Annotated in this window: 19 protein-coding genes; 15 read left to right on the top strand and 4 right to left on the bottom strand. The window is 69.9% G+C overall.

The features are described from left to right. Nucleotides 1-77 precede the first annotated feature (77 nt). The 13 genes from BN1056_RS14300 (at nucleotide 78) to pth (ending at nucleotide 16051) form a co-directional block, all read left to right on the top strand. Nucleotides 78-386 carry a hypothetical protein gene (locus tag BN1056_RS14300; protein WP_210582332.1) on the top strand — a complete coding sequence of 103 codons (309 nt, stop codon included), beginning with the start codon at nucleotides 78-80 and terminating at the stop codon, nucleotides 384-386. Nucleotides 387-442: 56 nt separating this feature from the next. Further along, nucleotides 443-1774, top strand: a complete 1332-nt coding sequence (locus tag BN1056_RS14295) for a hypothetical protein (RefSeq protein WP_210582330.1) — start codon at nucleotides 443-445, stop codon at nucleotides 1772-1774. Next, entirely contained in the window at nucleotides 1774-2703 is a 930-nt protein-coding gene (locus BN1056_RS14290; protein WP_210582327.1) for a glycosyltransferase family 2 protein, read from the top strand. The genes BN1056_RS14295 and BN1056_RS14290 overlap by 1 nt, the downstream gene beginning before the upstream one ends. A gap of 47 nt (nucleotides 2704-2750) precedes the next feature. Then, on the top strand, nucleotides 2751-6500 hold the full coding sequence (gene mfd / locus BN1056_RS14285; protein WP_210582325.1) for a transcription-repair coupling factor: 3750 nt from the start codon (nucleotides 2751-2753) through the stop codon (nucleotides 6498-6500). 126 nt (nucleotides 6501-6626) lie between these two features. Beyond that, nucleotides 6627-7760: a glycosyltransferase family 4 protein gene (locus BN1056_RS14280; protein ID WP_210582322.1), complete on the top strand. Its 1134-nt coding sequence runs from the start codon at nucleotides 6627-6629 to the stop codon at nucleotides 7758-7760. A gap of 65 nt (nucleotides 7761-7825) precedes the next feature. Next, nucleotides 7826-8380, top strand: coding sequence for a hypothetical protein (locus BN1056_RS14275; protein WP_073328327.1), 555 nt, complete (start codon nucleotides 7826-7828; stop codon nucleotides 8378-8380). A gap of 221 nt (nucleotides 8381-8601) precedes the next feature. Then, nucleotides 8602-9888, top strand: coding sequence for a phosphopyruvate hydratase (eno, locus tag BN1056_RS14270; protein WP_210582320.1), 1287 nt, complete (start codon nucleotides 8602-8604; stop codon nucleotides 9886-9888). A 1290-nt stretch (nucleotides 9889-11178) separates the two neighbouring features. Then, nucleotides 11179-11895: an FtsB family cell division protein gene (locus tag BN1056_RS14265; protein ID WP_210582318.1), complete on the top strand. Its 717-nt coding sequence runs from the start codon at nucleotides 11179-11181 to the stop codon at nucleotides 11893-11895. Further along, entirely contained in the window at nucleotides 11877-12383 is a 507-nt protein-coding gene (locus BN1056_RS14260) for a DUF501 domain-containing protein (protein ID WP_244671750.1), read from the top strand. Before BN1056_RS14265 ends, BN1056_RS14260 begins: the two co-directional genes overlap by 19 nt. A gap of 66 nt (nucleotides 12384-12449) precedes the next feature. Then, complete coding sequence (locus BN1056_RS14255) at nucleotides 12450-13508, top strand: Ppx/GppA phosphatase family protein (protein ID WP_210582316.1); 1059 nt, start codon at nucleotides 12450-12452, stop codon at nucleotides 13506-13508. Next, nucleotides 13505-14521 carry a type I 3-dehydroquinate dehydratase gene (locus BN1056_RS14250; RefSeq protein ID WP_210582314.1) on the top strand — a complete coding sequence of 339 codons (1017 nt, stop codon included), beginning with the start codon at nucleotides 13505-13507 and terminating at the stop codon, nucleotides 14519-14521. The genes BN1056_RS14255 and BN1056_RS14250 overlap by 4 nt, the downstream gene beginning before the upstream one ends. 296 nt (nucleotides 14522-14817) lie before the next feature. Next, nucleotides 14818-15429, top strand: coding sequence for a 50S ribosomal protein L25/general stress protein Ctc (locus BN1056_RS14245; RefSeq protein WP_210582312.1), 612 nt, complete (start codon nucleotides 14818-14820; stop codon nucleotides 15427-15429). Between the two features lie 25 nt (nucleotides 15430-15454). Continuing rightward, entirely contained in the window at nucleotides 15455-16051 is a 597-nt protein-coding gene (gene pth / locus BN1056_RS14240; RefSeq protein WP_073328339.1) for an aminoacyl-tRNA hydrolase, read from the top strand. A gap of 143 nt (nucleotides 16052-16194) precedes the next feature. Here the strand turns inward: pth and BN1056_RS14235 are convergent, their stop codons facing one another. From BN1056_RS14235 to BN1056_RS14220, 4 genes are all read right to left on the bottom strand, one after another. Further along, the gene (locus BN1056_RS14235; protein ID WP_083565525.1) at nucleotides 16195-16956 is read right to left on the bottom strand and encodes a response regulator; all 762 of its coding nucleotides are present in this window, start codon (nucleotides 16954-16956) and stop codon (nucleotides 16195-16197) included. Further along, nucleotides 16938-18497 carry a sensor histidine kinase gene (locus tag BN1056_RS14230; protein ID WP_210582310.1) on the bottom strand — a complete coding sequence of 520 codons (1560 nt, stop codon included), beginning with the start codon at nucleotides 18495-18497 and terminating at the stop codon, nucleotides 16938-16940. The genes BN1056_RS14235 and BN1056_RS14230 overlap by 19 nt, the downstream gene beginning before the upstream one ends. A gap of 72 nt (nucleotides 18498-18569) precedes the next feature. After that, on the bottom strand, nucleotides 18570-19496 hold the full coding sequence (locus tag BN1056_RS14225) for an ABC transporter permease subunit (RefSeq protein WP_210582309.1): 927 nt from the start codon (nucleotides 19494-19496) through the stop codon (nucleotides 18570-18572). A 75-nt stretch (nucleotides 19497-19571) separates the two neighbouring features. Further along, nucleotides 19572-20513 (bottom strand): ABC transporter ATP-binding protein, encoded by a 942-nt coding sequence (locus tag BN1056_RS14220; protein ID WP_210582307.1) that lies wholly within the window; start codon nucleotides 20511-20513, stop codon nucleotides 19572-19574. A gap of 335 nt (nucleotides 20514-20848) precedes the next feature. Here BN1056_RS14220 and BN1056_RS14215 point away from each other — a divergent pair, with 335 nt between their 5' ends. Then, entirely contained in the window at nucleotides 20849-21820 is a 972-nt protein-coding gene (locus BN1056_RS14215) for a Bax inhibitor-1/YccA family protein (RefSeq protein WP_210582304.1), read from the top strand. 140 nt (nucleotides 21821-21960) lie between these two features. Next, nucleotides 21961-22368, top strand: a complete 408-nt coding sequence (locus tag BN1056_RS14210; RefSeq protein WP_073328349.1) for an FKBP-type peptidyl-prolyl cis-trans isomerase — start codon at nucleotides 21961-21963, stop codon at nucleotides 22366-22368. Nucleotides 22369-22764: the final 396 nt, after the last annotated feature.

Genomic DNA, 22764 nt, shown 5'->3' with positions numbered 1-22764 from the left:
CGGAGGGTGATCCTGTCGCGTTCGACGAATATGCTGATGCGGGTGAGGCACAAGTCAGGATTGATCTGGAACCTGTCATGGGAGAGGCGACACTTCCCGGAGAAGTCTCCGGACCCGCGTTGCAGGTGCACGTCACCGTTGAGGCCGGAGGCGAGCCCCTGGATCTGACAGGCGCAGCGGTCACACTCCACTACGGCGATCAGGACGCGTCGGCCGGCCTGCTCAGTGAGGGGACGCAGACTCTTCCTGAAGAGGTCTCGGCGGGCGGTACGGCAACGGGAGATTACGTGTTTTCCGTGCCCGAGGACGCGCGCGACCGGGTGGTTGTGCGGGTGTACGTCTCCACTGATCTTCCCGTGACGGTGTTTCAAGGGGCAGCCTCTTGATACCGGCGACGGGGTATCGCTGCGTAGGGAAAGTACCGAGCTAAGTCAGGATCGGCATGACACAGATGTTTCCACTCCTCGCTGCTGCGGCAGTAGGAGGCGGAACCGTGGTCGGTAGCCTGGCGACGGTTGCTCGCCGCCCGTTGGCAGGCGCCGTGATCATATCCGTGGCCATTGCCTTCGTCGGTGTATGGGTGGCGCTCCCCATCGGTGTTTATGTCCCCCCGGCGACACTTGCCTGTCTGTTGGTGTGTCTGGCGTTGGCGCCTGCCTTCTCTTGGCGGGCGTCCAGCGGAGATGTGCTCGTCGCCGCCGCGTTCTGGCTCGTCGGTTTGTCAGTGCTAGTGGGGTCCTCTGTCACGCTTGTTCTGGGAGATCTTGTTTTTGGCGCCCTGCCCGCGTATCTGGCAGGACGAATGCTCGTTGAGCGACTCGGCCTGACCAAGGTCGCCGAGGTGATTGCGGTGGTCTGGGCGGCGGCGGCTGTACTTGGTCTACTTGAGGCGGTGACTGGCTTTAATCCCTTCGTCCTGGTCCCTTTCCCGAACTCTCTATACAGCGAGTGGGCAGTCACGCAGGAACGAGCCGGGATCGCACGGGTCGAGGGAGCCTTCGGACACTCCATCGCCTATGCCACCTGTATGGCCGCGGGCATACCTCTGGTAGCCGTTACCCGGTGGTCCTCGCGGGCACGGTGCCTGATGATGGTGCTCCTAGTGGCAGCCACTTTGCCAAGCCTTTCGCGTACCGGGATGGCATGTGCAGTTCTTGCCCTGCTCCTGTCCCTGACGGTGCTTCGCACTGGAATTTCCAGGCGGTGGCGGCTACGCGTTATAGGTCTGCTGGCCGCGATTGGCGTCATAGCTTTCCCACGGCTGTTGGATGTCTTCGCACTGGCGGGAGAGGAGCAGGCAGGCAGTGCCCGTTATCGCAGCGATCTGCTGGTATTGGTGCGTTACCTGAGGTTCATCGGTGTGTCTCCCGCCGGAAGACGAAACAACACTGGGTCGACCTGGGCCGGATTCGGCTCCGTCGATGATGAACTGCTCCGTGCTGCGTTGTGCTACGGCTGGGCTCCGGTCGTGCTGCTGCTCGTCGGTTTCTCCGTCGTTTGTTGGCGCGTGCTCGCCCGCCGCGCCAATGCCGCGCAGACGGCAGTTGTCGCGCTCGCGCCGGCGTATGTCACTGTCGCCTTCATCACCCAGTTGTCGACGGTGGTGTGGCTGATTATCGGAATGGCGCTCTCCGCGGAGAAGGCCGCCCACACAATGACTCGGATATCCCAGGAGCCGACGGACGAGCCGCAAGGAGATGCGGGCGACCAGCGAGACGGCGCGCCGAGGGCGCCGTCGGGGCTCCCGTACGCACGACCGCTTCGGGGTACTTGATGCACGGATCTCTCACCATCGCTGTGCTCACATACCGTCGCAACGCTTATCTTGTGGATCTCATACCACGGTTGCTAGCGCAGGCGCGTATGGCTGACGAGGTCGGCCTGCGGTCCCGTGTACTGGTCATTGACAATGACCCGGGCGGCGCTGCCCTCCCCGTCATAGAGGAGATTAGGGAGGGGGGCGCTGGGCTCGACTACGTTCACGAGCCCGTACCCGGCATCGTTGCCGGCCGCAATCGGGCTTTGAGCGAGTCTGTTGAAGACGATCTGCTCGTTTTCATCGATGATGACGAACTGCCGGGCGAGCGGTGGATAACCGCACTGCTGAAGGTGTGGGAACGCACCGATGCGGCGGCTGTTACCGGACCCACGCCGCCACGCTTCGACACGGCGCCGGATCCATGGGTGCGCGCGTCGGGAGCCTTCGACTCCTGGGATGCCCCCGATGAAGCCGTAGTTCTAAGTGCCGACACCGGTAACCTTCTTCTCGACTTGACAGTTGTTCGTCGTCTCGGCCTCGCCTTCGACCCGCGTTACGGGCTCACCGGCGGTGAGGATTCGCTCTTCACCCGCCAGTTGACACGGGGGGGTGGACGCATCCGCTTCGCGGCGGACGCGGTAGTTGTCAAACGAGTACCCGATTCCCGGGCATGCCGTGGATGGGTGCTCCGCCGGACCTGTCGGGCGGGCTCGTCATGGGCTCGGGTCCGGGTCGACACCTACGAGGGCATGCGTCCGCCGCTTCGGTTGGCTTACGCGGTTAAAGGGGTGGGACGTGCCATCGTCGCGGGGGTGCGTGCGCTGTCGGCGTGGGCTCGTGGTGATATTGCTGCTCGCGCTGCCTATGAGGTTTCCTGCGTCGGCGGGCTGGGCATGGTGCTTGGGGCATTCGGTATGACTCCCGAGGAGTACGGCCGAGGCTAATCCAGTCGCGAACCCAGAAGTCCCTGGCGCCTCGTACACTCCCCACCGTGCGTCTGACTGCTCTCCTGCCCCCGCTGCTGACCGACCCCGCCATCGACTCCCTGGTTACGGCCGCCGGCAGCCGCTCGCGCACCGACCGCAGCGTCGTCGTCGCCCCCGGCGCCCGCCCCGCCGTCCTGGCCGCCATGGCCCTGGGCGCGGTCGGCGTCGACCGCGTCACCGGGGCCGGCCCGGATCCCTCGGGCCGCCTCGCGCGCCCCGGGGTGGGAGCAGCCGGCGACGGCACCCCCCTGCTGGTGGTCACCGCCACCGGGCGGGAGGCCGAGGAGCTCGCCTCCGCCCTGCGCTGCTACCTGCCCGACCCCGACGTCGCCGTCTTCCCCGCCTGGGAGACCCTCCCGCATGAGCGGCTCTCCCCGCGTGCCGACACCGTCGCCACCCGGCTGGCCGTGCTGCGGCGCCTGGCCCATCCCGAGGACGGCGCCCCGGCCGGCCCCGACGCCATGCCGGACCCGTGGCGCGGCCCCATCCGCGTGCTGATCGTGCCCGTGCGCGCCCTGCTGGCGCCGGTGGTCGACGGCCTGGGGGAACTGGAACCGATCCACCTGGCGGCGGGAATGCGCGCCGACCTGGAGGAGCTCGCCACCCGCCTGGCGGAGGCCGCCTACACCCGGGTGGACATGGTCACCGGTCGCGGTGAGTTCGCCGTCCGCGGCGGCATCCTCGACGTCTTCCCGCCCACCCAGCCGCGGCCGGTGCGCGTGGACTTCTTCGGCGACGAGATCGAGTCCGTCTCCTCCTTCGCCGTCACCGACCAGCGCACCATCGCCGACCTCGGCGCCGTCACCGCCACCGCCTGCCGGGAGGTGCTGCTCACTCAGCAGGTGCGCGAGCGCGCCCGCGCCCTGATCGGAGTCATCCCCACCGCCGCCGACATGTTGGAGAAACTGGCCTCCGGCATCCCGGTGGAGGGCATGGAGTCCCTCGCCCCCGTCCTGACCGAACGCATGGTGCCGCTCCTGGACCTGGTGGGGGACCGCCTCGTGGTCCTGGCCGAACCGGAGAAGGTGCGGGGGCGCGCCGAGGACCTGGCGGCCACCACCGAGGAGTTCCTCGCCGCCGCCTGGACCTCGGCCGCCTCCGGCGGCAACGCCCCCATCGACCTTTCCGCCGCCGCCTTCGCCCACCTCGCCGAGGCCCGCGCCCTGGCCCTGTCCACGAACCGCGGCTGGTGGTCCTTCACCTCCCTGAAGGCCTCCCCGGACACCCTCGAACTGCCGCTGCGCGACCCCGAGAGCTACCGGGGGCGCCTGGACGCCGCCGTGAAGGACATCGGCGAGCTGACCCGGGGCGGCTGGAGCGTCGTCGTCGCCACCGAGGGGCCCGGACCCGGCCGCCGCATGGCCCAGCTGCTGGCCGACGGCGGCGTGCCCGCGCGCATCGTCACCGGCCTGGACGACGCCGCCGACCTGTCCTACCAGTCCCCCGACGGCGTGGTGCGCGTAACCCAGGCCTCCGCCGGGCACGGCTTCGTGGCCGAGGGACTGCGCCTGGCCCTGGTGGCCGAGTCCGACCTGACCGGACGCGCCCCCGCCGCGGCCCGCTCCGCCAAGACCCTGCCCGCCCGCCGCACCCGCAAGAGCGTGGACCCGCTGTCCCTGCGCCCCGGCGACCTGGTGGTGCACGCCCAGCACGGCGTCGGCCGCTTCGTGGAGCTGCTGCGCCGCGACGTCGGCTCCGGACGCGGCGCCGGCAAGGAGAAGGCCACCCGCGAGTACGTGGTCATCGAGTACGCCCCCTCCAAGCGCGGCCAGCCGGGCGACCGGCTGCTGGTGCCCACCGACGCCCTGGACCAGGTCACCAAGTACGTCGGCTCCGACAACCCCGCCCTGAACCGCATGGGCCGCGCCGACTGGGCCAAGACCAAGCAGCGGGCGCGCAAGGCGGTGCGGGAGATCGCCGGGGAACTGGTGCGCCTGTATGCCGCCCGCTCGGCCACCACCGGGCACGCCTTCGGCCCCGACACCCCCTGGCAGGCCGAACTGGAGGAGGCCTTCCCCTACACCGAGACCCCCGACCAGCTGGCCACCATCGACGACGTCAAGGCCGACATGGAGAAACCCCAGCCCATGGACAGGCTCATCTGCGGGGACGTCGGCTACGGCAAGACCGAGATCGCCGTACGGGCCGCCTTCAAGGCCGTCCAGGACGGCAAGCAGGTGGCGGTGCTGGTGCCCACCACCCTGCTGGTGTCCCAGCACGCCGAGACCTTCACCGAGCGCTACGCGGGCTTCCCCATCAACGTCGCCCAACTCTCCCGCTTCCAGACCGCCGCCGAGTCCGAGCGGGTGCTGGCGGGACTGGCCGACGGGACCATCGACGTCGTCATCGGCACCCACCGGCTGATCACCGGGCAGGTGCGCTTCAAGGACCTGGGGCTGGTGGTCATCGACGAGGAGCAGCGCTTCGGCGTGGAGCACAAGGAGACCCTCAAGGCGCTGCGCACCGATGTGGACGTGCTGTCCATGTCCGCCACCCCCATTCCGCGCACCTTGGAGATGGCGGTGACCGGCCTGCGGGAGATGTCCACCCTGTCCACCCCGCCGGAGGACCGCCACCCCATCCTCACCTATGTGGGCACCTACGAGACCAAGCAGGTCAGTGCCGCCATTCGCCGCGAGCTGCTGCGCGACGGGCAGGTGTTCTTCGTGCACAACCGGGTGGAGGACATCGAGTCCGTGGCCGCCCGGCTGGCCGACCTGGTGCCGGAGGCGCGGGTGGCCACCGCCCATGGGCAGATGCACGAGTCCCGGCTGGAGCAGGTCATCGACGACTTCTGGCACAAGGAGATCGACGTGCTGGTGTGCACCACCATCGTGGAGACCGGCCTGGACGTGTCCAACGCCAACACCCTGATCGTGGACCGGGCCGACCGCATGGGCCTGTCCCAGCTGCACCAGCTGCGCGGACGGGTGGGACGCGGCCGGGAGCGCGCCTACGCCTACTTCCTGTATCCGGCGGACAAGCCGCTCACGGAGACGGCGCTGGAGCGGCTGCGCACCATCGCCACCAACACCGACCTGGGGGCCGGCATGCAGGTGGCCATGAAGGACCTGGAGATCCGCGGCGCCGGCAACCTGCTGGGCGGCGAGCAGTCCGGGCACATCGCCGGGGTCGGGTTCGACCTGTACGTGCGCATGGTCTCCGAGGCGGTGGCCGCCTATAAGAAGGCCCTCAAGGTGGGGGACGCGGGCGGAGCCGGGGCCGCCGGCGCGGACGAGGAGGACCTGGAGGACGTCGAGCTGCGCGTGGACCTGCCCGTGGACGCCACCATCCCCGAGGAGTACGTGCCCCACGAGCGGCTGCGCCTGGAGGCCTACACCAAGTTCGCGGCCGCCCGCACCGACGCGGATGTGGCCGACGTGCTGGACGAGCTCACCGACCGCTACGGGCCGGTGCCCGAGGCGGTGCGCCGCCTGGCGGCCCTGGCGCGGCTGCGGGCGCTGGCCGCCCAGCTGGGGGTGCGCGAGATCGTGGCGCAGGGCAAGTCGATCCGCTTCGCGCCGGTGAACCTGCCCGAATCGGCGCGCATGAAGGTCACCCGCCTGTACCCGGGCACGGTGCTCAAGCCCGCCACCCGCACCATTGTGGTCCCCGCGCCCGGTACCGCCCGCATGGGCGGCGGTGCCATCGAGGGAGAGGAGCTGCTGCGCTGGGCGGAGGTACTGCTGCACGCCGTCGTCGCGGGGGAGGCCGACTGGGAGTCCGAGGCCACCAAGTATCGGCGGCGCCGCTGACTGTAGTCGAGTATCGTTACTGCGTTGGATGAAGAGTTTGTGGGAGGCAGTGTGGTCGTGCCGGGAGCGCCGGAGGAACCGTGCGGACTAGGGCGGAGTCAGGGTGAGGGGCAGGAACCGGCGTCGTTGACCATCGCTGTCGTATCCGTTGGAGATCCGCTCAATCCCGAGACCTGGTCGGGTACGCCTGCGGGGCTCATTGAAGGCCTGCGAGCTTACGGTGTGGAGGTACTGGCGGCGGATGTGCGACCTCCTTGCAGCATCATCGAGTATGCCCTGCGCGTCCTTGCACGGCTAACCCGGCACGGGGCGGCCGGGAGAAACTGGATGATGTGGCGTGATACTGCCCTGTACGGGGATTTGATTACGTTTACAGCGCGGGCAAGGTGCCGTCGATTCAATCGCGCTGACATCGTCATCCAAATCGGCTCCCAATTCCGAGTGCCTCACTCGCACGTGTTCACTCTGGAGGACATGACCCTGGTTCAGGCGCGTGGTGCGGGATTCGGCAACTGGGCACAGCACTCCGATCGCGCCGTCTCTGCCCGGCTGCGTCGTCACCAGAGGACTTACCGCGAGGTGGACGGACTGCTCGCGGCAACCGAGTGGGCCGCGGCGTCGATGCGGGAGGACTTCGGAGTGCCTGCGGAAAAGGTCAATGTCATTGGCCTGGGCGGACGCTACAGGGAGACGTCCAGAGCAGCGGCCGACGCCGCCACCCGTAAGAACTGGGAGGCGCCGTGCTTCCTGTTCGTTGGCCACGACTGGGAACGGAAGAACGGTCCCTTGCTGGTCAGGGCCTTTCGACGTGTGCGCACGGAGCTTCCCGAGGCGCGGCTCGTTCTCGTAGGCGAGCACCCCAGAGTGGAAGCTCCCGGAATCGAGGACTACGGCCCGCTCGTTCTGTCTGATCCCGCTGCCCAGGAGTTATTGGCCACGCTGTTCGCGCGGGCGACCTGCCTCGTCGTGCCTTCAAGAATTGAACCGGCCGGACTCGTCTACGCCGAGGCCGGACAAGTCGGTGTCCCCTCCATCGGCTCGGACGCTGGCGGTGCTCGTGAGATGATCGGCCCCGGCGGCATCATCGTTCCAGTCGACGACGAGTACGCCCTGGCGGAGGCCATGCGGACTCTCGCGGATCCTGCAACCGCTCGCAGGCTAGGTGCTCTGGCCAGAGAACATGCGGCTACTCTTACCTGGGAGCAGGTCGCGGCACGCGTTCTGAGGATCATCGCCCCCGAGAACGAAATGAGCCGGTGAGATATACGATGGGCGGTGGTCGAGCCCGGCAGCATCGTCGGTGACTCAACGAACAGGAGCAGACCGTGACCCGAACCACCACAAGTCTCACCCGGCGTGCCCGCGTACTGGGAGCCGGCGCCGCCCTGCTGCTCGGCGTCAGTGCCCTCGCCGGCTGCTCCGCACACCCGGGGCAGGCCGCCATCGTGAACTACACCGATGCCGACGGCGTCCTTCAGACGTTTACCCTCTCCGAGCAGGAGGTGCAGGACGCCACACAGGACCTCGCCGAGTACGCCGCCGCTGGCGGCGAGCAGGGACCCACCGCCGCCTTCGTCGTGACCGCGCTCGCGGATCTGCCGGCGGCCGAACAGCTGGCCGCAGAATTCGATATCGAAGTTTCGGACGCGGATGCGTTGGCCGAGTTGCAGGCGCAGAAGGATATTGACTACTCGCCCGCCGCCGTCGACACCTATCGCTATGTGCAGATAGCCAACCAGGTCTTCGCGCTGGAAGACCAGGACGCGGTCAGCGCCCGATACCAGGAACTGCATGGCGCCCTGAGTGTGGAGGCCTCACCGCGGTATCAGGGCGGCGGTGCGTGGCTGCTGCAGGATGACACCCAACTGCAGTTGGGCTGACGCAGACGGCGGCCCGCGCGCCTCGACTGGGTGGAGGAGGCGCGCGGCTGCGGCGACGTCGTTGGCCGAAACCGCCGGCGCGCCGGGTGCGCGATCTCGCCGGGCGTGAACAACTGCGGAACTGACGGGACCAATGCACTCGTGATGTGGGCCGCGGGCCGCTAGGCTGGCCCTGCATGTGCCTGTTCCCCAGGCAACACAACTTCAGCAAGGAGCATCAAGTGGCCCTCATCGAGAACGTTCACGCGCGCGAGATCCTCGACTCCCGCGGCAACCCGACCCTCGAGGTCGAGATCCTCTTGGAGGACGGCTCCTCCGCCCGCGCCGCCGTCCCCTCCGGCGCCTCTACCGGAGCCTTCGAGGCCGTCGAGCTCCGCGACGGCGACAAGGACCGTTACCTCGGCAAGGGGGTCGAGAAGGCGGTCGCCAACGTCAACGACACCATCGCCCCCGAGATCATCGGCTACGACGCCGCCGACCAGCGCGGCCTCGACCGCCTCATGATCGAGCTGGACGGCACCCCCAACAAGGGCAAGCTCGGCGCCAACGCCATCCTGGGCGTGTCCCTCGCCGCCGCGGCCGCCTCCGCCGACTCCGCCGGCCTCGACCTGTACCAGTACCTCGGTGGGCCGAACGCCCACACCCTGCCCGTTCCCATGATGAACATCATGAACGGCGGCTCCCACGCCGACTCCAACGTGGACATTCAGGAGTTCATGATCGCCCCGGTCGGCGCCCCGACCTTCCGCGAGGCGCTGCGCATGGGCGCCGAGGTCTACCACTCGCTCAAGGCCGTCGTGAAGGGCCGGGGCCTGTCCACCGGCCTGGGCGACGAGGGCGGCTTCGCCCCCAACCTCGACTCCAACCGCGAGGCGCTCGAGCTGATCGTCGAGGCCATTGAGAAGGCCGGTTACACCCCCGGCAAGGACGTGGCCCTGGCCATGGACGTAGCCTCCTCCGAGTTCTTCGACGCCGAGACCAAGACCTACCAGTTCGAGGGCGAGGCCCGCGACAACGACTTCATGGTCGACTACTACGAGAAGCTCATCACCGACTTCCCGATCGTCTCCATCGAGGACCCGCTCTCCGAGGACGAGTGGGACGACTGGAAGGCCCTGACGGACAAGATCGGTGACCGCGTCCAGCTGGTCGGCGACGACTTCTTCGTCACCAACCCCGAGCGCCTGGCCAAGGGCATCGAGCTCGGCGCCGCCAACGCCCTGCTGGTGAAGGTCAACCAGATCGGTTCGCTGACCGAGACCCTCGAGGCCGTGGAGATGGCCCACCGCGCCGGCTACAAGACGATGACCTCGCACCGCTCCGGTGAGACCGAGGACGTCACCATCGCCGACCTGGCGGTTGCCACCAACTCCGGCCAGATCAAGACCGGTGCCCCGGCCCGCGGCGAGCGCATCAACAAGTACAACCAGCTGCTGCGCATCGAGGAGGCCCTGGGCGAGGACGCCGTCTACGCCGGCACCAGCGCCTTCCCGCGTTTCAAGGCCTGAGCCGAAGCGTTAGCGGAGGCTCGGGGCGGGCACGGCGTAAGTCGTCTGCCTGAGCCGAGGCCTGCTTTCCCGGATTGGTCCCGGGGTATGCACGCGTTGATCGTGTGCGTGCCCCGGGACCGCTCTGTTTGGAGTTGTCGGGCGTTTCCCGTTTGCGCGTGTGGCGGGGCGGGTGGCGGGCGTCTGGTGGAGGTGGACCGTCTGGTGGGTGTGACGGGTGGGCGGGGTGTGCGCACGGCAAGTAGCGGTGGGTCGGGAGCGTCGGCTCGCCTGTCCCTTCGGGGTGGCCCGTGCACCGGGAGTCTCTAGGAGGGGTGATTGTCATGATTCGGGACAAACGGGTCCGGCGGCGTCGGCGGCCGTGAAGGAAACGTTGGAATCATGCGGGTGCCGGATGCCCCTGGTAGGTGTTGAGGCTCGTTTGTCCCGGTTGGTGACATTTCGGGCCACCACCGCACAGTGGCATGTGCGCCAACGGCAGGCCGGCTGCCGGTTGCAGCCGGCACACCCCGTAGGCGGACAGCCTGCGGGGCCGTCTCACGGTTCAGCGGGCGACGTCGAGCCGGCATGCCCGCAGGTTGACAGTTCGGCACCCCACGACACCAGAATCCACCACCACACCCACAAACTGGAAACGCCAGTTATCGGCGCGAATGTGTGCGCGTGATCGGGGGTTTTCGTTGAAATAGTGGGGAGAACTTGGGGTTTATCGGGTTGGGTATGGCTCAGCACGACACCCCGCGACACGCCGGTCTAATGCACCACGTTCGTGCCGATGACCCCGGTGGCGGTGATGCTCACCCCGCCCCTATGTATGTGCTGCACGACCTCGGGCTGCGTTCCACGACCTTGGTGTGTGTTGCACGACCACCCCGGGGTCGTGGAGTGCGCACCAAGGTCGTGCAGTGTCGCCCAAGGTCGTGCAACAACACCGCCCCCGCACGCCGCCGGGCCAAAACACGCGTTCGCGCCAATAGCCCCGAACCACGCACGTATTCGGTCCGATCACCTTCTATTCGGACCGCGAAAGTCTCTTGGGACCGCCCGTGTCGGGTTGGACCGCCCCAGTGGCACACTACGGCGGTCCAAATGGAGGATTGCGGTCCAACAGGGACGTTGACGCCCCGATGTCGTCCCCGCCGTGCGGTCGTCTTGCCGCCCTGCCATCGGGCCGCCGCCCTGCCGCCCTGCCGCGGTGTCGGGGCAGGGCCGGGATACTTGCCGCTTCGTGGCCGACGCACCGGCGCCGCACGCTCGCCATGCGCACGTCCGTGAGGCAGGATCGGTTCCATGACGCCGCGCCGACCTGTACCAGCACGCCCCGGCGCCCGCAGAACCCGCTCCGGCCCCTCCCGCGACGCTCGAGCCGGCGCCGGCCGGCACACCGATAAGCCCGATACCGCCCGCAGCACTTCCCGCGGCGCTGCCGACGCCGACCACAATGCCACCTCCGCCCCCACCCACGAAGATTCCGAAGATCCGGCTCCCCGCCTGGGCGGCGCGGAGGGGCTGTCCCTGCCCATGCGCCTGCTCATCCTCGCCGGTGTGTTGGCCCTGGCCTTCGTCGTGGTCTTCCCCTCGCTGCGCGGCTACCTAAGCCAGCGCGCCCAGTACGACGCCGTGCTGGACCAGATCGATGAGGCCCGTGCCACCTCCACAGCCCTGGAGGAGGAACTGGCCCGCTGGGACGACGACGATTACGTCAAGGCCCAGGCCCGCGAGCGCCTGTCGTATGTCATGCCCGGTGAGACCACCTACGTCGTGGTCGGGGCCGACGATTTCGAGGACACCGACGCGGCCGGCTCCGCCCGGGCCGACGCCGAGGAGCGACTGCCCTGGTACGAGGAGCTGCGCGAGTCGGCGCGCGTGGCCGGACAAGTCGAACGGGAACAGGCCGACGATCCCGCCCGCCGAGGCTGGTCCACCCCCGCCCCGCAGTCCACCACGACGCCGCAGCCGGCCACGCCGTCGACCGGCACCGATACCGAATCAGGAGACCAGCAGTGACCGTGAGCGAAGCCGACCTGGAGACCCTGCGTACGCAGCTGGGGCGTACACCGCGCGGTGTCGTCGACGTGGCCGCCCGATGCGTGTGCGGCCGACCGACGGTCGTGCGCACCGCGCCGCGCCTGCCCGACGGCTCGCCCTTCCCCACCATGTACTACCTGACCCATCCGGCGGCGGTGCGCGGCTGCTCCACACTCGAGGCGGAGCACCTCATGGAGGAGTTCAACCGGCGCCTGGCCGCCGAACCCGATCTGGCCGCCGCTTACGCGGCCGCTCACAACGACTACCTGGCTCGCCGCGCCGAACTGGGCAGCCCCGAGGAGATCACCGGGGTATCGGCCGGCGGCATGCCCAACCGGGTCAAGTGCCTGCACGCGCTGCTCGCGCACACGCTCGCGGTTGGCCGGGGCGTCAACCCCATCGGCGACCTCACCCTGGACGCACTGCGCGAGCGGGGCCTGTGGGACCCCGAACGCTGCTCCTGCTGAGCGCCGACCACCGCCGTAGAGTTACCGCTGAAGTCGTCGGCACAGCCATCCGAGGGGGAGCCACACATGACCCGCGTCGCCGCTATTGATTGCGGCACCAACACCATTCGGCTGCTGGTCGCCGACGCCGTCCGGGACGAGCGCACCGGCGCCGTCCGCCTGCACCCCCTGCACCGCTCCAGCACCATCGTCCGCCTGGGACAGGGCGTGGACCGCACCGGGCGCCTCGACCCCGAGGCCCTGGCCCGCACCCTGGCGGTGGTAGGCGAGTACGCCGCCACCTGCGCCGGCCTGGACGTGCCGCTGAACGCCGAGCACGCGCGCTTCGTCGCCACCTCCGCCACGCGCGACGCCGAGAACCGTGACGAGTTCGTCGACGGGGTGCGTGCGGCGCTGGGCATCGTCCCCGAGGTCGTCTCCGGCGAGGAGGAGGCCCGCCTGTCCTTCGCCGGCTCACTACTCGGGGCCGACGACGACGGCGCTCCGGCGGCCGGGCCCGCCGAGGCCGACCGGGCCGGGCAAGAGCCCGCCAAGCAGCGGAACGAGGCTACACACGGTCCCCGCCTCGTCGTCGATTTGGGTGGCGGCTCCACCGAGCTGGTCCTGGGCGTGGACGCCCCGCAGGCCGCCTACTCGATGAACACCGGCTCGGTGCGCATCACCGAGCGCTACCTGGCCGACGGCGTCACCCCCGCCGCGGAGCAGGCCGCCCGCGCGGAGGTACGCGCCCTACTGGACCGGGCCGCCGACGCCGTCGACCTGGGCGCCGCCACCCGGCTGGTCGGGCTCGCCGGCACCATCTCCACCGTCACCGCCCACGCCCTCGGCCTGGACGCCTTCGACCGTGACGCCATCGACGGGGCCGAGCTGAGCATCGCGCGGGTGCTGGCATCCTGCGACGCGATCGTGCACTCCACCGCTGCGCAGCGGGAGTCCTGGGGGTACCTGCTGCCCGGCCGCCGCGACGTCATCGCCGCCGGGGCGCTGGTGTGGAGCGAGGTGGTGAGCCGGGTCGCCGCCGACACTGCCGCCGCCGGGCATCCGCTGACCACCGCCGTCACCAGCCTGTCCGACATCCTGGACGGCATTGCCATCTCGCTCCTCCCCGCGGGAGCGCAGGCATGAACACGGACGGCATACGGGCAGCCAAGCCCGCGGCCGAGAGCGACTCAGTGGAAGTCCCCGAGGACTCGTCGTCGTCGGGCGTCCCCGCAGACCGACGGGCAGTACTCCGGGAGGCGCAGGACCTGCGCGCCCGCCTGGAGGAGAGCGGGATCGCGGTGCCGGGCTCGCCGGCGTGTGCACGACCGGCCACCTGGCGGCGGGCGACGTTGGGTGGGCCGGTGCCCATAGTCGCGGTCGCCACCACCGGGGCCGACGCCGCCGCCTGCGCCGAGCAGGCCCGGGCGGCCCGCCGGGCCGGGGCGGACCTGGTTGAGCTGCGCGCCGACTTGCTGACCGCACCGGAGGCGGCTGCGGCGACCGGGCGTAAGCGCGCCGCCACGACCATGCCGGCGCGGTGGGCGCCGCAGGAGCTTGCGGGACTGTGGCTGGCGGCCGCCCGCGCGGTGGGGGCGGAACTGCGCGGTTCGGACATGCCGGTGCTGCTGACGGTGCGCACAGCCGCGGAGGGCGGTGGGCTCGACGTCGACGACGTCACCTACCGGGCCGCGCTCGCGGACGCGATTGAGCGGGTCGGCAGGGAATGCGGTGCCGCTGCGGCGGTCGACGTCGAACTGGCCCGTGGCGACCTGCCGCGCCTGGTGCGGCTGGCGCGCCGGGCGGGGCTCGACGTGGTCGCCTCCAGCCACGACTTCGCCGCCACGCCGAACGACGTCGAAATGCTGCGCCGTCTGCACGCCATGCAGGACGCGGGCGCCGCGGTCGCCAAGCTCGCCGTCACCCCGGCGGGTCCGGCGGATGTGGAGCGGCTCGTGGGCGTGGCGGCGCGCGCCCGTGGGGAGCTGGACATCCCGGTGGTGGCGATCGCCATGGGGGAGGCGGGCGTCCTGACCCGGCTTGCGGGCGGGGTGTTCGGTTCGGCGCTCACCTTCGCGACCGCGGGATCGGCGGCTTCCGCGCCCGGCCAACTGCCTGTGGCTCGGGTGCGGGAGGCCCTGGCGTTGCTGCACTCCTGATGTCTCCATTCGCCGAGGTCGGTTGATCTTACGTGCCGAGGTCGGTGGAAGTTACGTGCTGAGGTCGGTCGGTATTACGCGTGTGATCGATCAGCGCCCGGGCCGTGGGGCGGGTCACCGTTGGCGGCGTCGTCGGAGAGCACCGTCATCGCGTAGAGTGGCGGCATTGCCCCGGCGAGGGATGCGCCCAGCGCATCCGTGATCGACGTGGTGGTGCCGGAAGGTGCTGCACGTCGTCGTGCCCGCCGGACCACCGAACCGCGGGGCACGCTCCCCGCCACAACCGAGGAGAACGCATGCCCGCCAACGCCATCAAGCTTGACGCCACCGACCGCACCGAGTTCGGCAAGGGTTCCTCCCGCCGCGCCCGCCGCGCCGGCCAGGTACCCGCCGTCGTCTACGGGCACGGCACCGAGCCCCGCCACCTGCTGCTGGAGGAGCACGCCACCCGCCTGGCCCTGCGCGGCAACGAGAACGCCCTGATCGAGCTGAACGTCGACGGTGAGTCCCTGCTGGCGCTCGCCAAGGACGTCCAGCGCCACCCCATCCGCCCGGGCGTGCAGCACATTGACTTCCTGCTGGTCAACCGCAACGAGAAGGTCGAGGTCGAGGTGCCCGTCGTCGTGACCGGCGAGCCCGAGCCCGGCACCATCCACATCATCGAGCTGGCCCACGTGCTCGTCTCCGCCCCGGCCATCGCCATCCCGGAGTCCATCGACGTCGACCTCACCGGTGTCGAGGCCGGCACCGCCGTCCGCGTGTCCGACCTGACTCTGCCCGATGGCGTTGAGGCGATCACCGAGGCCGACGCCGACGTCGTCAACGTCTCCCTGGAGGCCGTCGAGGTCGCCGAGGAGGAGACCCCGGCCGAGGCTGCCGAGGGCGCGGCCCCCGCCGAGGCCGAGTGACGCTCGCCGTCGCAGCCATACGCTCATGAACTCCCCTTGGCTCGTCGTCGGGCTGGGGAACCCCGGGACCCGGTACGCCCACAACCGCCACAACGTCGGACAAATGGTCATTGACGTGCTGGCCGGGCGCGCCGGGTCCCGCCTTTCCAGCCACAAGACCCACACCCGTGTCGCCGACGTGCGTCTGGGCGTCCTTCCCGGCGGCGCCCCCGGACCGCGCGTCATTCTCGCCTGCACCACCGGCTACATGAACGAGTCCGGCGGACCGGTCAAGGCGCTGGCGCGCTTCTACGATGTCGACCCGGCCTCGCACCTGCTGGTCATCCATGATGACCTCGACCTGCCCGCGCACACCTTGCGGCTCAAACGCGGCGGCGGCGAGGGCGGGCACAACGGCCTGCGCTCCATCTCCCAGGCGCTGGGCACCCGGGACTACGCACGGCTGCGCGTCGGCGTGGGGCGGCCCCCTGGGCGGCAGGACCCCGCCGACTTCGTGCTCAGCGACTTCCCAGGGCGGGAACGGGCGGAGCTGGCCGTCACCCTGGAACAGGCGGCCGACGTCGTCGAGCAGGTGGCGGTGGACGGTTTCACCGCTGCACAACAGCGGTTGCATACGGCCTGAGCCGCCCGCCGGCGTCGAACGCCATATCAACCGACCTCGGCACGTAAGATCTACCGACCTCGGCACGTAAGATCTACCGACCTCGGTACGTAAAATCAACCGACCTCGGCGAAGAGGGCGGGAGGGCGCGGTGGCGCCGGGGACTACTGGTGGTCGGGGCGCATGAGGCCGGTCTCGTAGGCGACCACCACCGCCTGCACCCGGTCGCGCACGTCCAGCTTGGCCAGCACGTTGCCGACGTGCGTCTTGACCGTGGTCGCCGAGACGACCAGATGGTCGGCGATCTCGGAGTTGCTCAGCCCCTGCGCCATCAGCATCAGGATCTCACGCTCGCGCGGCGTGAGCGCGGCGATGCGCGGATCCTCCTGCGCGCGCTCGCCGTCCTCGGGCAGGTGCGAGGCGAACAGCTCCAGCATGCGCCGGGTGATGCGCGGGCTGACCACGGCCTCGCCGCTGGCGACCGTGCGGATCGCCTCCGCCAACTCGCCCGGCCGCGTGTCCTTGAGCAGGAAGCCGCTCGCCCCGGCGCGCAGGCCCGCGAAGGCGTACTCGTCCAGGTCGAAGGTGGTCAGGATGAGGATCTTGGTGTCCGGGCACTGCGCGGTGATCGCGGCAGTCGCGTCGATGCCATTCATACCGGGCATGCGCACGTCCATGAGGATCACGTCGGGCTTCAGGGCGCGTGCCTGTGCCAGGGCGGTGGCGCCGTCGGAGGCCTCCCCGACGATCTCGATGTCCTCGGCCGGGTCGAGCACCATGCGGAAGCCCATGCGCATAAGCGCCTGGTCGTCGGCCAGCACCACCGTGATGGGCCGCTGCCGGCGGGCGGAGTCCGCCTGCCCGGGCGGCACCGCCCCGGCGCCTGCGGTCGGGTCGGCTGCGTCGTTCACTGCGGCATCTGCCACGGCGCTGTCCCTTCGTCGTTGTCTTCCAGGCTCTCATCCCAGTGCAGGACGGCCCGCACACGCCAGCCGGTCGGGGTCGGCCCCGCCTGCACAGTGCCACCATAGACGGCGGCCCGCTCGCGCATGCCGATCAGCCCCTTGCCGGAACCGTGCAGCGGCGTCGAGCCCGGGGCGGCGTCGTTGTCGATCGTGAGGACGGCGGTGCCGGAGTGCCGGTCGACGGCGACGGCGACCGAGCGCGTGGTGGGCGCATAGCGCAGCACGTTGGTCAGCGCCTCCTGGGCGATGCGGAACAGGGTGAGCTGCAGACCCTTATCCGCGGGCAGCCTGCGGCCGGTCCACCGGTAGGTGACGGGTACGCCCGCGGTGCGGAAGCGCTCGACGAGTACCTCCAGGTCGGCCTGCTCGGGGGCGGGGGCGAGTGGCGTCTGACCGCGGGAGGCGTCGGCGTCCACGTCGGTGGCCTGCCGACGCAGGTCGGCGATCGGCTGGCTGGGCTCGACCGGGGCGACGGTGCCGGGCGGGGCGAACTCGGGAACCGGCAGCTCGCGCACGGTGGTGCCCGCGGCCGCGGGCGGCTCGACGACGGCGCTTTCGCGGGCGGTGGTGGAGGTATCCGCCCCGGTCGACTCTGCGGGCGCGCGGCGGGCCGCTGGTACCGGGCGAGTGTCGGCGTCGTCCCGGGCAGTGGGGGAGGCGACGGGGTCCTCGCGCAGCACCCCCACCAGTCGGCGCGTGTCGGCCAGGGCGGAGCGGCCGGTCTCCGCCAGTGTGGTGAGGGCCTCTTTGGCCATGGCGGGGTTGCGGTCGATGGCGGTGGCCGCGCCGTCGGCCAGGGTGATCATGACCGCGAGGGAGTGGGCGACGACGTCGTGCATCTCGCGGGCGATGCGGGAGCGCTCGTTGGCGGCGGCCAGCGCAGCCTCCTGCTCGCGGGCCAGCATGAGGCGCGCTGAGCGCAGCTCCGCCTCGTGCAGCTGGGTCTCCTGGGCGCGGATCACCACCCCTACCAGCACCCCGATGATGTTGGTCAGTCCGTAGGGCATGAGCAGTCCGCCGAGGGTGTCGACCGCGTAACCGCCGAGCGCGGCCTGGCCGAACACGGTGGTCAGTGTGGAGACGGCGCAGGCCGCCCACACCCAGGCGGCCCGGTGGTGCAGGGCCAGGGTGGCCAGGGCGAAGGGCAGGCCCAGCAGGGTGAAGGCGCGCAGCGCGTCGGCCGCATAGCCGATCTCGGCCACCCCCATGTCGGGAAAACCGCGGGCTACCACCGCCTCGTGGGCGAGCGGCAGGAAGGTCAGCACCGCCCAGCTGACGGTCAGGTGGCGGCGTCGGAAGACCAGGGCCAGCGCGCACACCAGGCAGGCGGCCAGCGTCAGCGGCAGCCAGGAGTGCAGCGACGGGATCTGCGCCTGCCGCAGCGGCCACAGCCCCATGAAGACGTTGAGGACCAGCACCACCACCGCGATGGCGGCGTCGGCGAGGTAGGGGTGCGCGGCCTGCCAACGCAGCACCCGGCCGGCGCTTGACGGCGTGCTCATCGCGTGGGCTCCCCTCTGCTCATGGACTAATTGTGCCCCGGCGGCAGGTGGCCGCCGGGGCACGGGTGCGGTTCAGGCGTCGCGGCGGGCGAACAACACCCAGCCGGCCAGCAGCGGCACGATGCCCCAGGCACTGAATACCAGGATCGCCTGCATGTGAGACAGGGACGCGCCGTTCTGCGCTCCCCAGGCGGTGACGAGGCTGAAGGGATCGGCGACGGCGGTGGCCACATTGAGAGGCAGCAGTGCGATCAGGCTGGATGCCCAATCCCACTTCATCGCCATCAACGACAGCGGCACGCTCAACACGAACAGCAGGGTCATCACCACGGTGATGGAGCCGGCGGTTGAGCGCATGAGGAATCCCAGGCCCAGAGCCATCAGGGCGATCACCACGAAGCTCAGGCCCGTTCCCCATACGTAGCCGAAGTAGTGCATGTCGGTCAAGGAGCCGGAGTAGCCGTGCATGAAGGGTGTGGACACCGCCCACGACACCAGAATCGACACCGCTCCGATGCAGAAGGCCAGCATACTGGCGACGAGCGCCTTGGCGGCCAGCACCCGGCTCCGGTGCGGAACGGCTGCCAATGAGGAGCGGATCTGCCCGGAGGTGTACTCGCCGGTGATGATCAGCGCACCCAGCACCGCCACCACGATCTGGCCGAAGGAGGAGCCGAAGACGATGGCGTGCTTGGCGTCTTCCGCCAGTTCCGGGGAGGCGGCGTAGCCGATGGCCGTGCCCGCCCCCAGCAGAACGGTGATGCCGACGGCGATGAAGGACGTGATCCAGGTGGAGCGCAGGGAGCGGATCTTGACCCACTCGGCCCGCACCGCCCGGCCGAAGGTTTGGCGGCAGCCGGAGGGCGCGGCGGTCGGGCGGGCGTCGCTGCGGCGGGCGCGGGAGGGGTGGTCGTCACGGGTGCGGGCGACGTTGGTGGGAGCGGCGTCGGTCTGCTCCCGGCCGGGGGAGACGGTTTCGGAAACGGTGGAGGTGGACATGTGGATGCTTTCGTGTGTCGATGTGGCTTGTGGGGTGCGGCGGGCCGGCCGGCGCGCGGGCGGTGGGCCCGGCGGTCAGGGCCGGGCGGCGGCCGCGGGGAAAGGCGCCGGGGCCGAGCCGGCGGTGTATTCGACGTCGTTGCCGGTCAACTCCAGGTAGGCCTCCTCCAGGGAGGCGCGCTGGGTGGCCAGCTCGTGCAGGACGATGCCGTGTGCGGCGGCGATCTCCCCGACCCGGGCGGCGGGTGCCATCGTGGTGGTCAGGACGCCGGGCTCGGGAGCCTTGGTGTCGATGCCGGCGGTGTTCAGGGCGGCGGCGAGGTCGGCTGTCTGCGGCGAGGCGACGCGGACGACGTCGTTGGTGGCGGAGGCGATCACCTCGTCGACGGGGCCGGAGGTGAGGATGCGGCCGCGGCCGATGACCAGCAGGTGGTCGGCGGTCTGCGCCATCTCGCTCATCAGGTGGGAGGAGATGAAGACGGTGCGGCCCTGGTCGGCCAGGTGGCGGCAGGTCTCGCGCACCCACTTCACGCCCTCGGGGTCCAGGCCGTTGACGGGCTCGTCGAAGATGAGTACCTGCGGGTCGCCCAGGAGTGCGGCGGCAATGCCCAGGCGCTGGCTCATGCCCAGGCTGAAGCCCTTGACGCGCTTCTTGGCCACCGGGGTCAGGCCGGTCAGGTCCAGCACCTCGTCGACGCGGCGGGTGGGGATGCCGTTGGAGACCGCCAACTGGGTCAGGTGGGCGCGGGCGCTGCGGGAGCCGTGCAGGCCCTTGGCGTCCAGGAGCGCACCGACCTGGCACAGGGGAGCCGCCAGGTCCCGGTAGAAGTGGCCGTTGACCTTCACGGTGCCCTCGGTGGGCTTGTCCAGGCCCATGATCAGGCGCATGGTGGTGGACTTGCCGGCGCCGTTGGGGCCGAGGAAGCCGGTGACGGTGCCGGGTTCGATCGTGAAGGAGATGTGGTCGACGGCGGTCTTGGAGCCGTAGCGCTTGGTGAGATCGACAGCTTCGATCAACGGAATCAACTCTTTTCGGGGCGGGGTGGCGCGTTTGCGTGTTCGCGCATTTGCGCGGCGGCTGCGGCCGGATGTTTACCGGCCTGCGTCCGAACACCACCAGGTTAGGAAGCGTCCCGGGCGCCTTCATCGGTCCGGCTGGCGATTAGTCGCCGCGTCGTCCTGGGCACGCCGGAGGAGCGGGGTCCTCCTGGAGGAGGAACCTGACCGAGGCCGGGTGAGGTTACCGGCGGGGTCGGTAGATATGCCGGGTGACCGGAGCCTTGAACTCCTGGTGGAGCCGGTGGCTGACCGCGTTCAGGGCTTCTTCAGGAATATCGGCGATACTTCACGCGATGAGCAACCCGTACTTCTCCCGCAGCCCCGTATTCGACGGGAGCGCCAGTTCGGCGTCGTCCGTGCAGCGCACTCCCAACGGCTATCCGACCATGCCGGGATACCAGCCCGGCCAGGCCGGCCCGCAGGCCACCCAGCCGTACGGCCAGGCACCCGCCTACGGCTATCAGACCGGCGGCCAGTACGGCCAGGCGCCCGCCTACGGCAGCGTCTCCCCGCAGCAGCTCTCCGACCTGGAGGCCCAGTACGGCGCGCCGGCGGCCACCAACGTGGACCGCGGCCGCATGACCTACGACGACGTCATCGTGCGCACCTTCGGTATCTTCGCGGTGATCCTCGCCGTCGGCGCCGTCAGCTGGATGCTGGCCACCACCGAGGCCACGGCGGAGATCGGCCTGCTGGCCCTGGTAGGCGGCGCGATCGGCGCCCTGGTGCTGGGCCTGGTCAACTCCGCCAAGCGCGAGCCCAGCCCGGCACTGATCATGGCCTACGCCGTCTGCGAGGGCGCCATGCTCGGCGCGTTCTCCGGCGTCATGGAGAGCTTTTACGACGGCATTGTCATGCAGGCGGTGCTTGCCTCGGTGGCGACCTTCGGCGTGGTGCTGGCGGCTTACAAGTTCGCCGGCTTCCGCTTGAGCTCCAAGGCGCAGCGCATCCTGCTGACCGCCATGGGCGGCTACCTGATCTTCAGCGTGATCAACTTTGTGCTCATGCTCACGGGCCTCGTCTCCGACCCGTGGGGCCTGCGCGGCGCCACTATCTTCGGCATTCCGCTGGGCCTGGTGGTCGGCGTGCTCGCCGTCGTCATGGCGGCCGCCAGCCTCACCATGGACTTCGAGTCCATTCAGCGCGGGGTGGAGCGCGGCCTGCCCACCCGGTACGCCTGGTCCGGCGCCTTCGGCCTGACCGTCACCCTGGTGTGGCTGTACGTGGAGTTCCTGCGCATTCTCGCCATACTGCGCGACAACTGACGCCTTCGGTGCCGACGACGGTGCCCGCGGTCCGGTCTCCGGCGCCGCGGGCACCGTCGCGTCCTGAGTGGGGCAGACGACGCCGTCGGGCCGTGCGGCGAACTGGGCGCGGCTGCGCCCCCTGCCGTAGCCTGGCCCGCATGATCAACAGCAACATGCCCACCGTTTCCGGCGCCAAGGGCGCCAAGCCGACCTTGACCTTCCCCGGGCCGGATGCCCCCGAGGGCCTGCAGGTGCAGGTGCTTGACGCCGGTGACGGCGCCGTCATCGAGGCCGGCGACACCGTCGTGTGCCACTACCTGGGCCAGGTCTGGAACGGGCGCGTCTTCGACAACTCCTACGACCGCGGCCAGCCGCTCAACTTTCAGGTTGGCGTTGGCATGGTCATCCGCGGTTGGGACGATGGGCTGGTCGGCCAGCGCGTTGGCAGCCGCGTGATTCTGTCCATTCCGTCCGAGCTCGGCTATGGCTCGCGCGGAGTGCCGCAGGCCGGTATCAAGGGCGGCGACACCCTGGTGTTCGTCACCGAGATCCTCGGCACCATGTGACGCGGGCGCCCCGGGCGGGTGGCCGCCGCGGCGGTCCGCTCCTGGAGCGCTTATCTACTCGGCCGGAGACGCGAGTTCGTGCTCTGGTATGAGTTTTTGCCCCCTGATGTACGGCGAAATGGTGTACACCAGGGGGCAAAAGTTCGCAGTAGAGGGCGATGGCGGGTGGGGCGGGCATGTCGGCGGCGGGGCAGGAGGAGGGAGGCGTGAGGAGTGTGTGCCGTAATTCGGCGGGTAGATGTGAGGCGTCTCGCCTGCCGGTGAGTGGGGACGTCGTCGGTGGAATGGTGCTGTGCCGCGGGAAACCGGTGGTCCGGTGAGTGAACGCACACGGACTGCCGACGTTGCTGACACTACGCTGTGGCCATTCGAAAATCGTCCGCATCCCAGGAGACG

Origin of the sequence: Actinomyces succiniciruminis (assembly GCF_900002405.1) — a bacterium.
Lineage (GTDB): Bacteria > Actinomycetota > Actinomycetes > Actinomycetales > Actinomycetaceae > Actinomyces > Actinomyces succiniciruminis.
The sequence above is the reverse complement of the archived record's forward strand: the minus strand, read 5'-3'. Positions and strand labels throughout refer to the sequence as shown.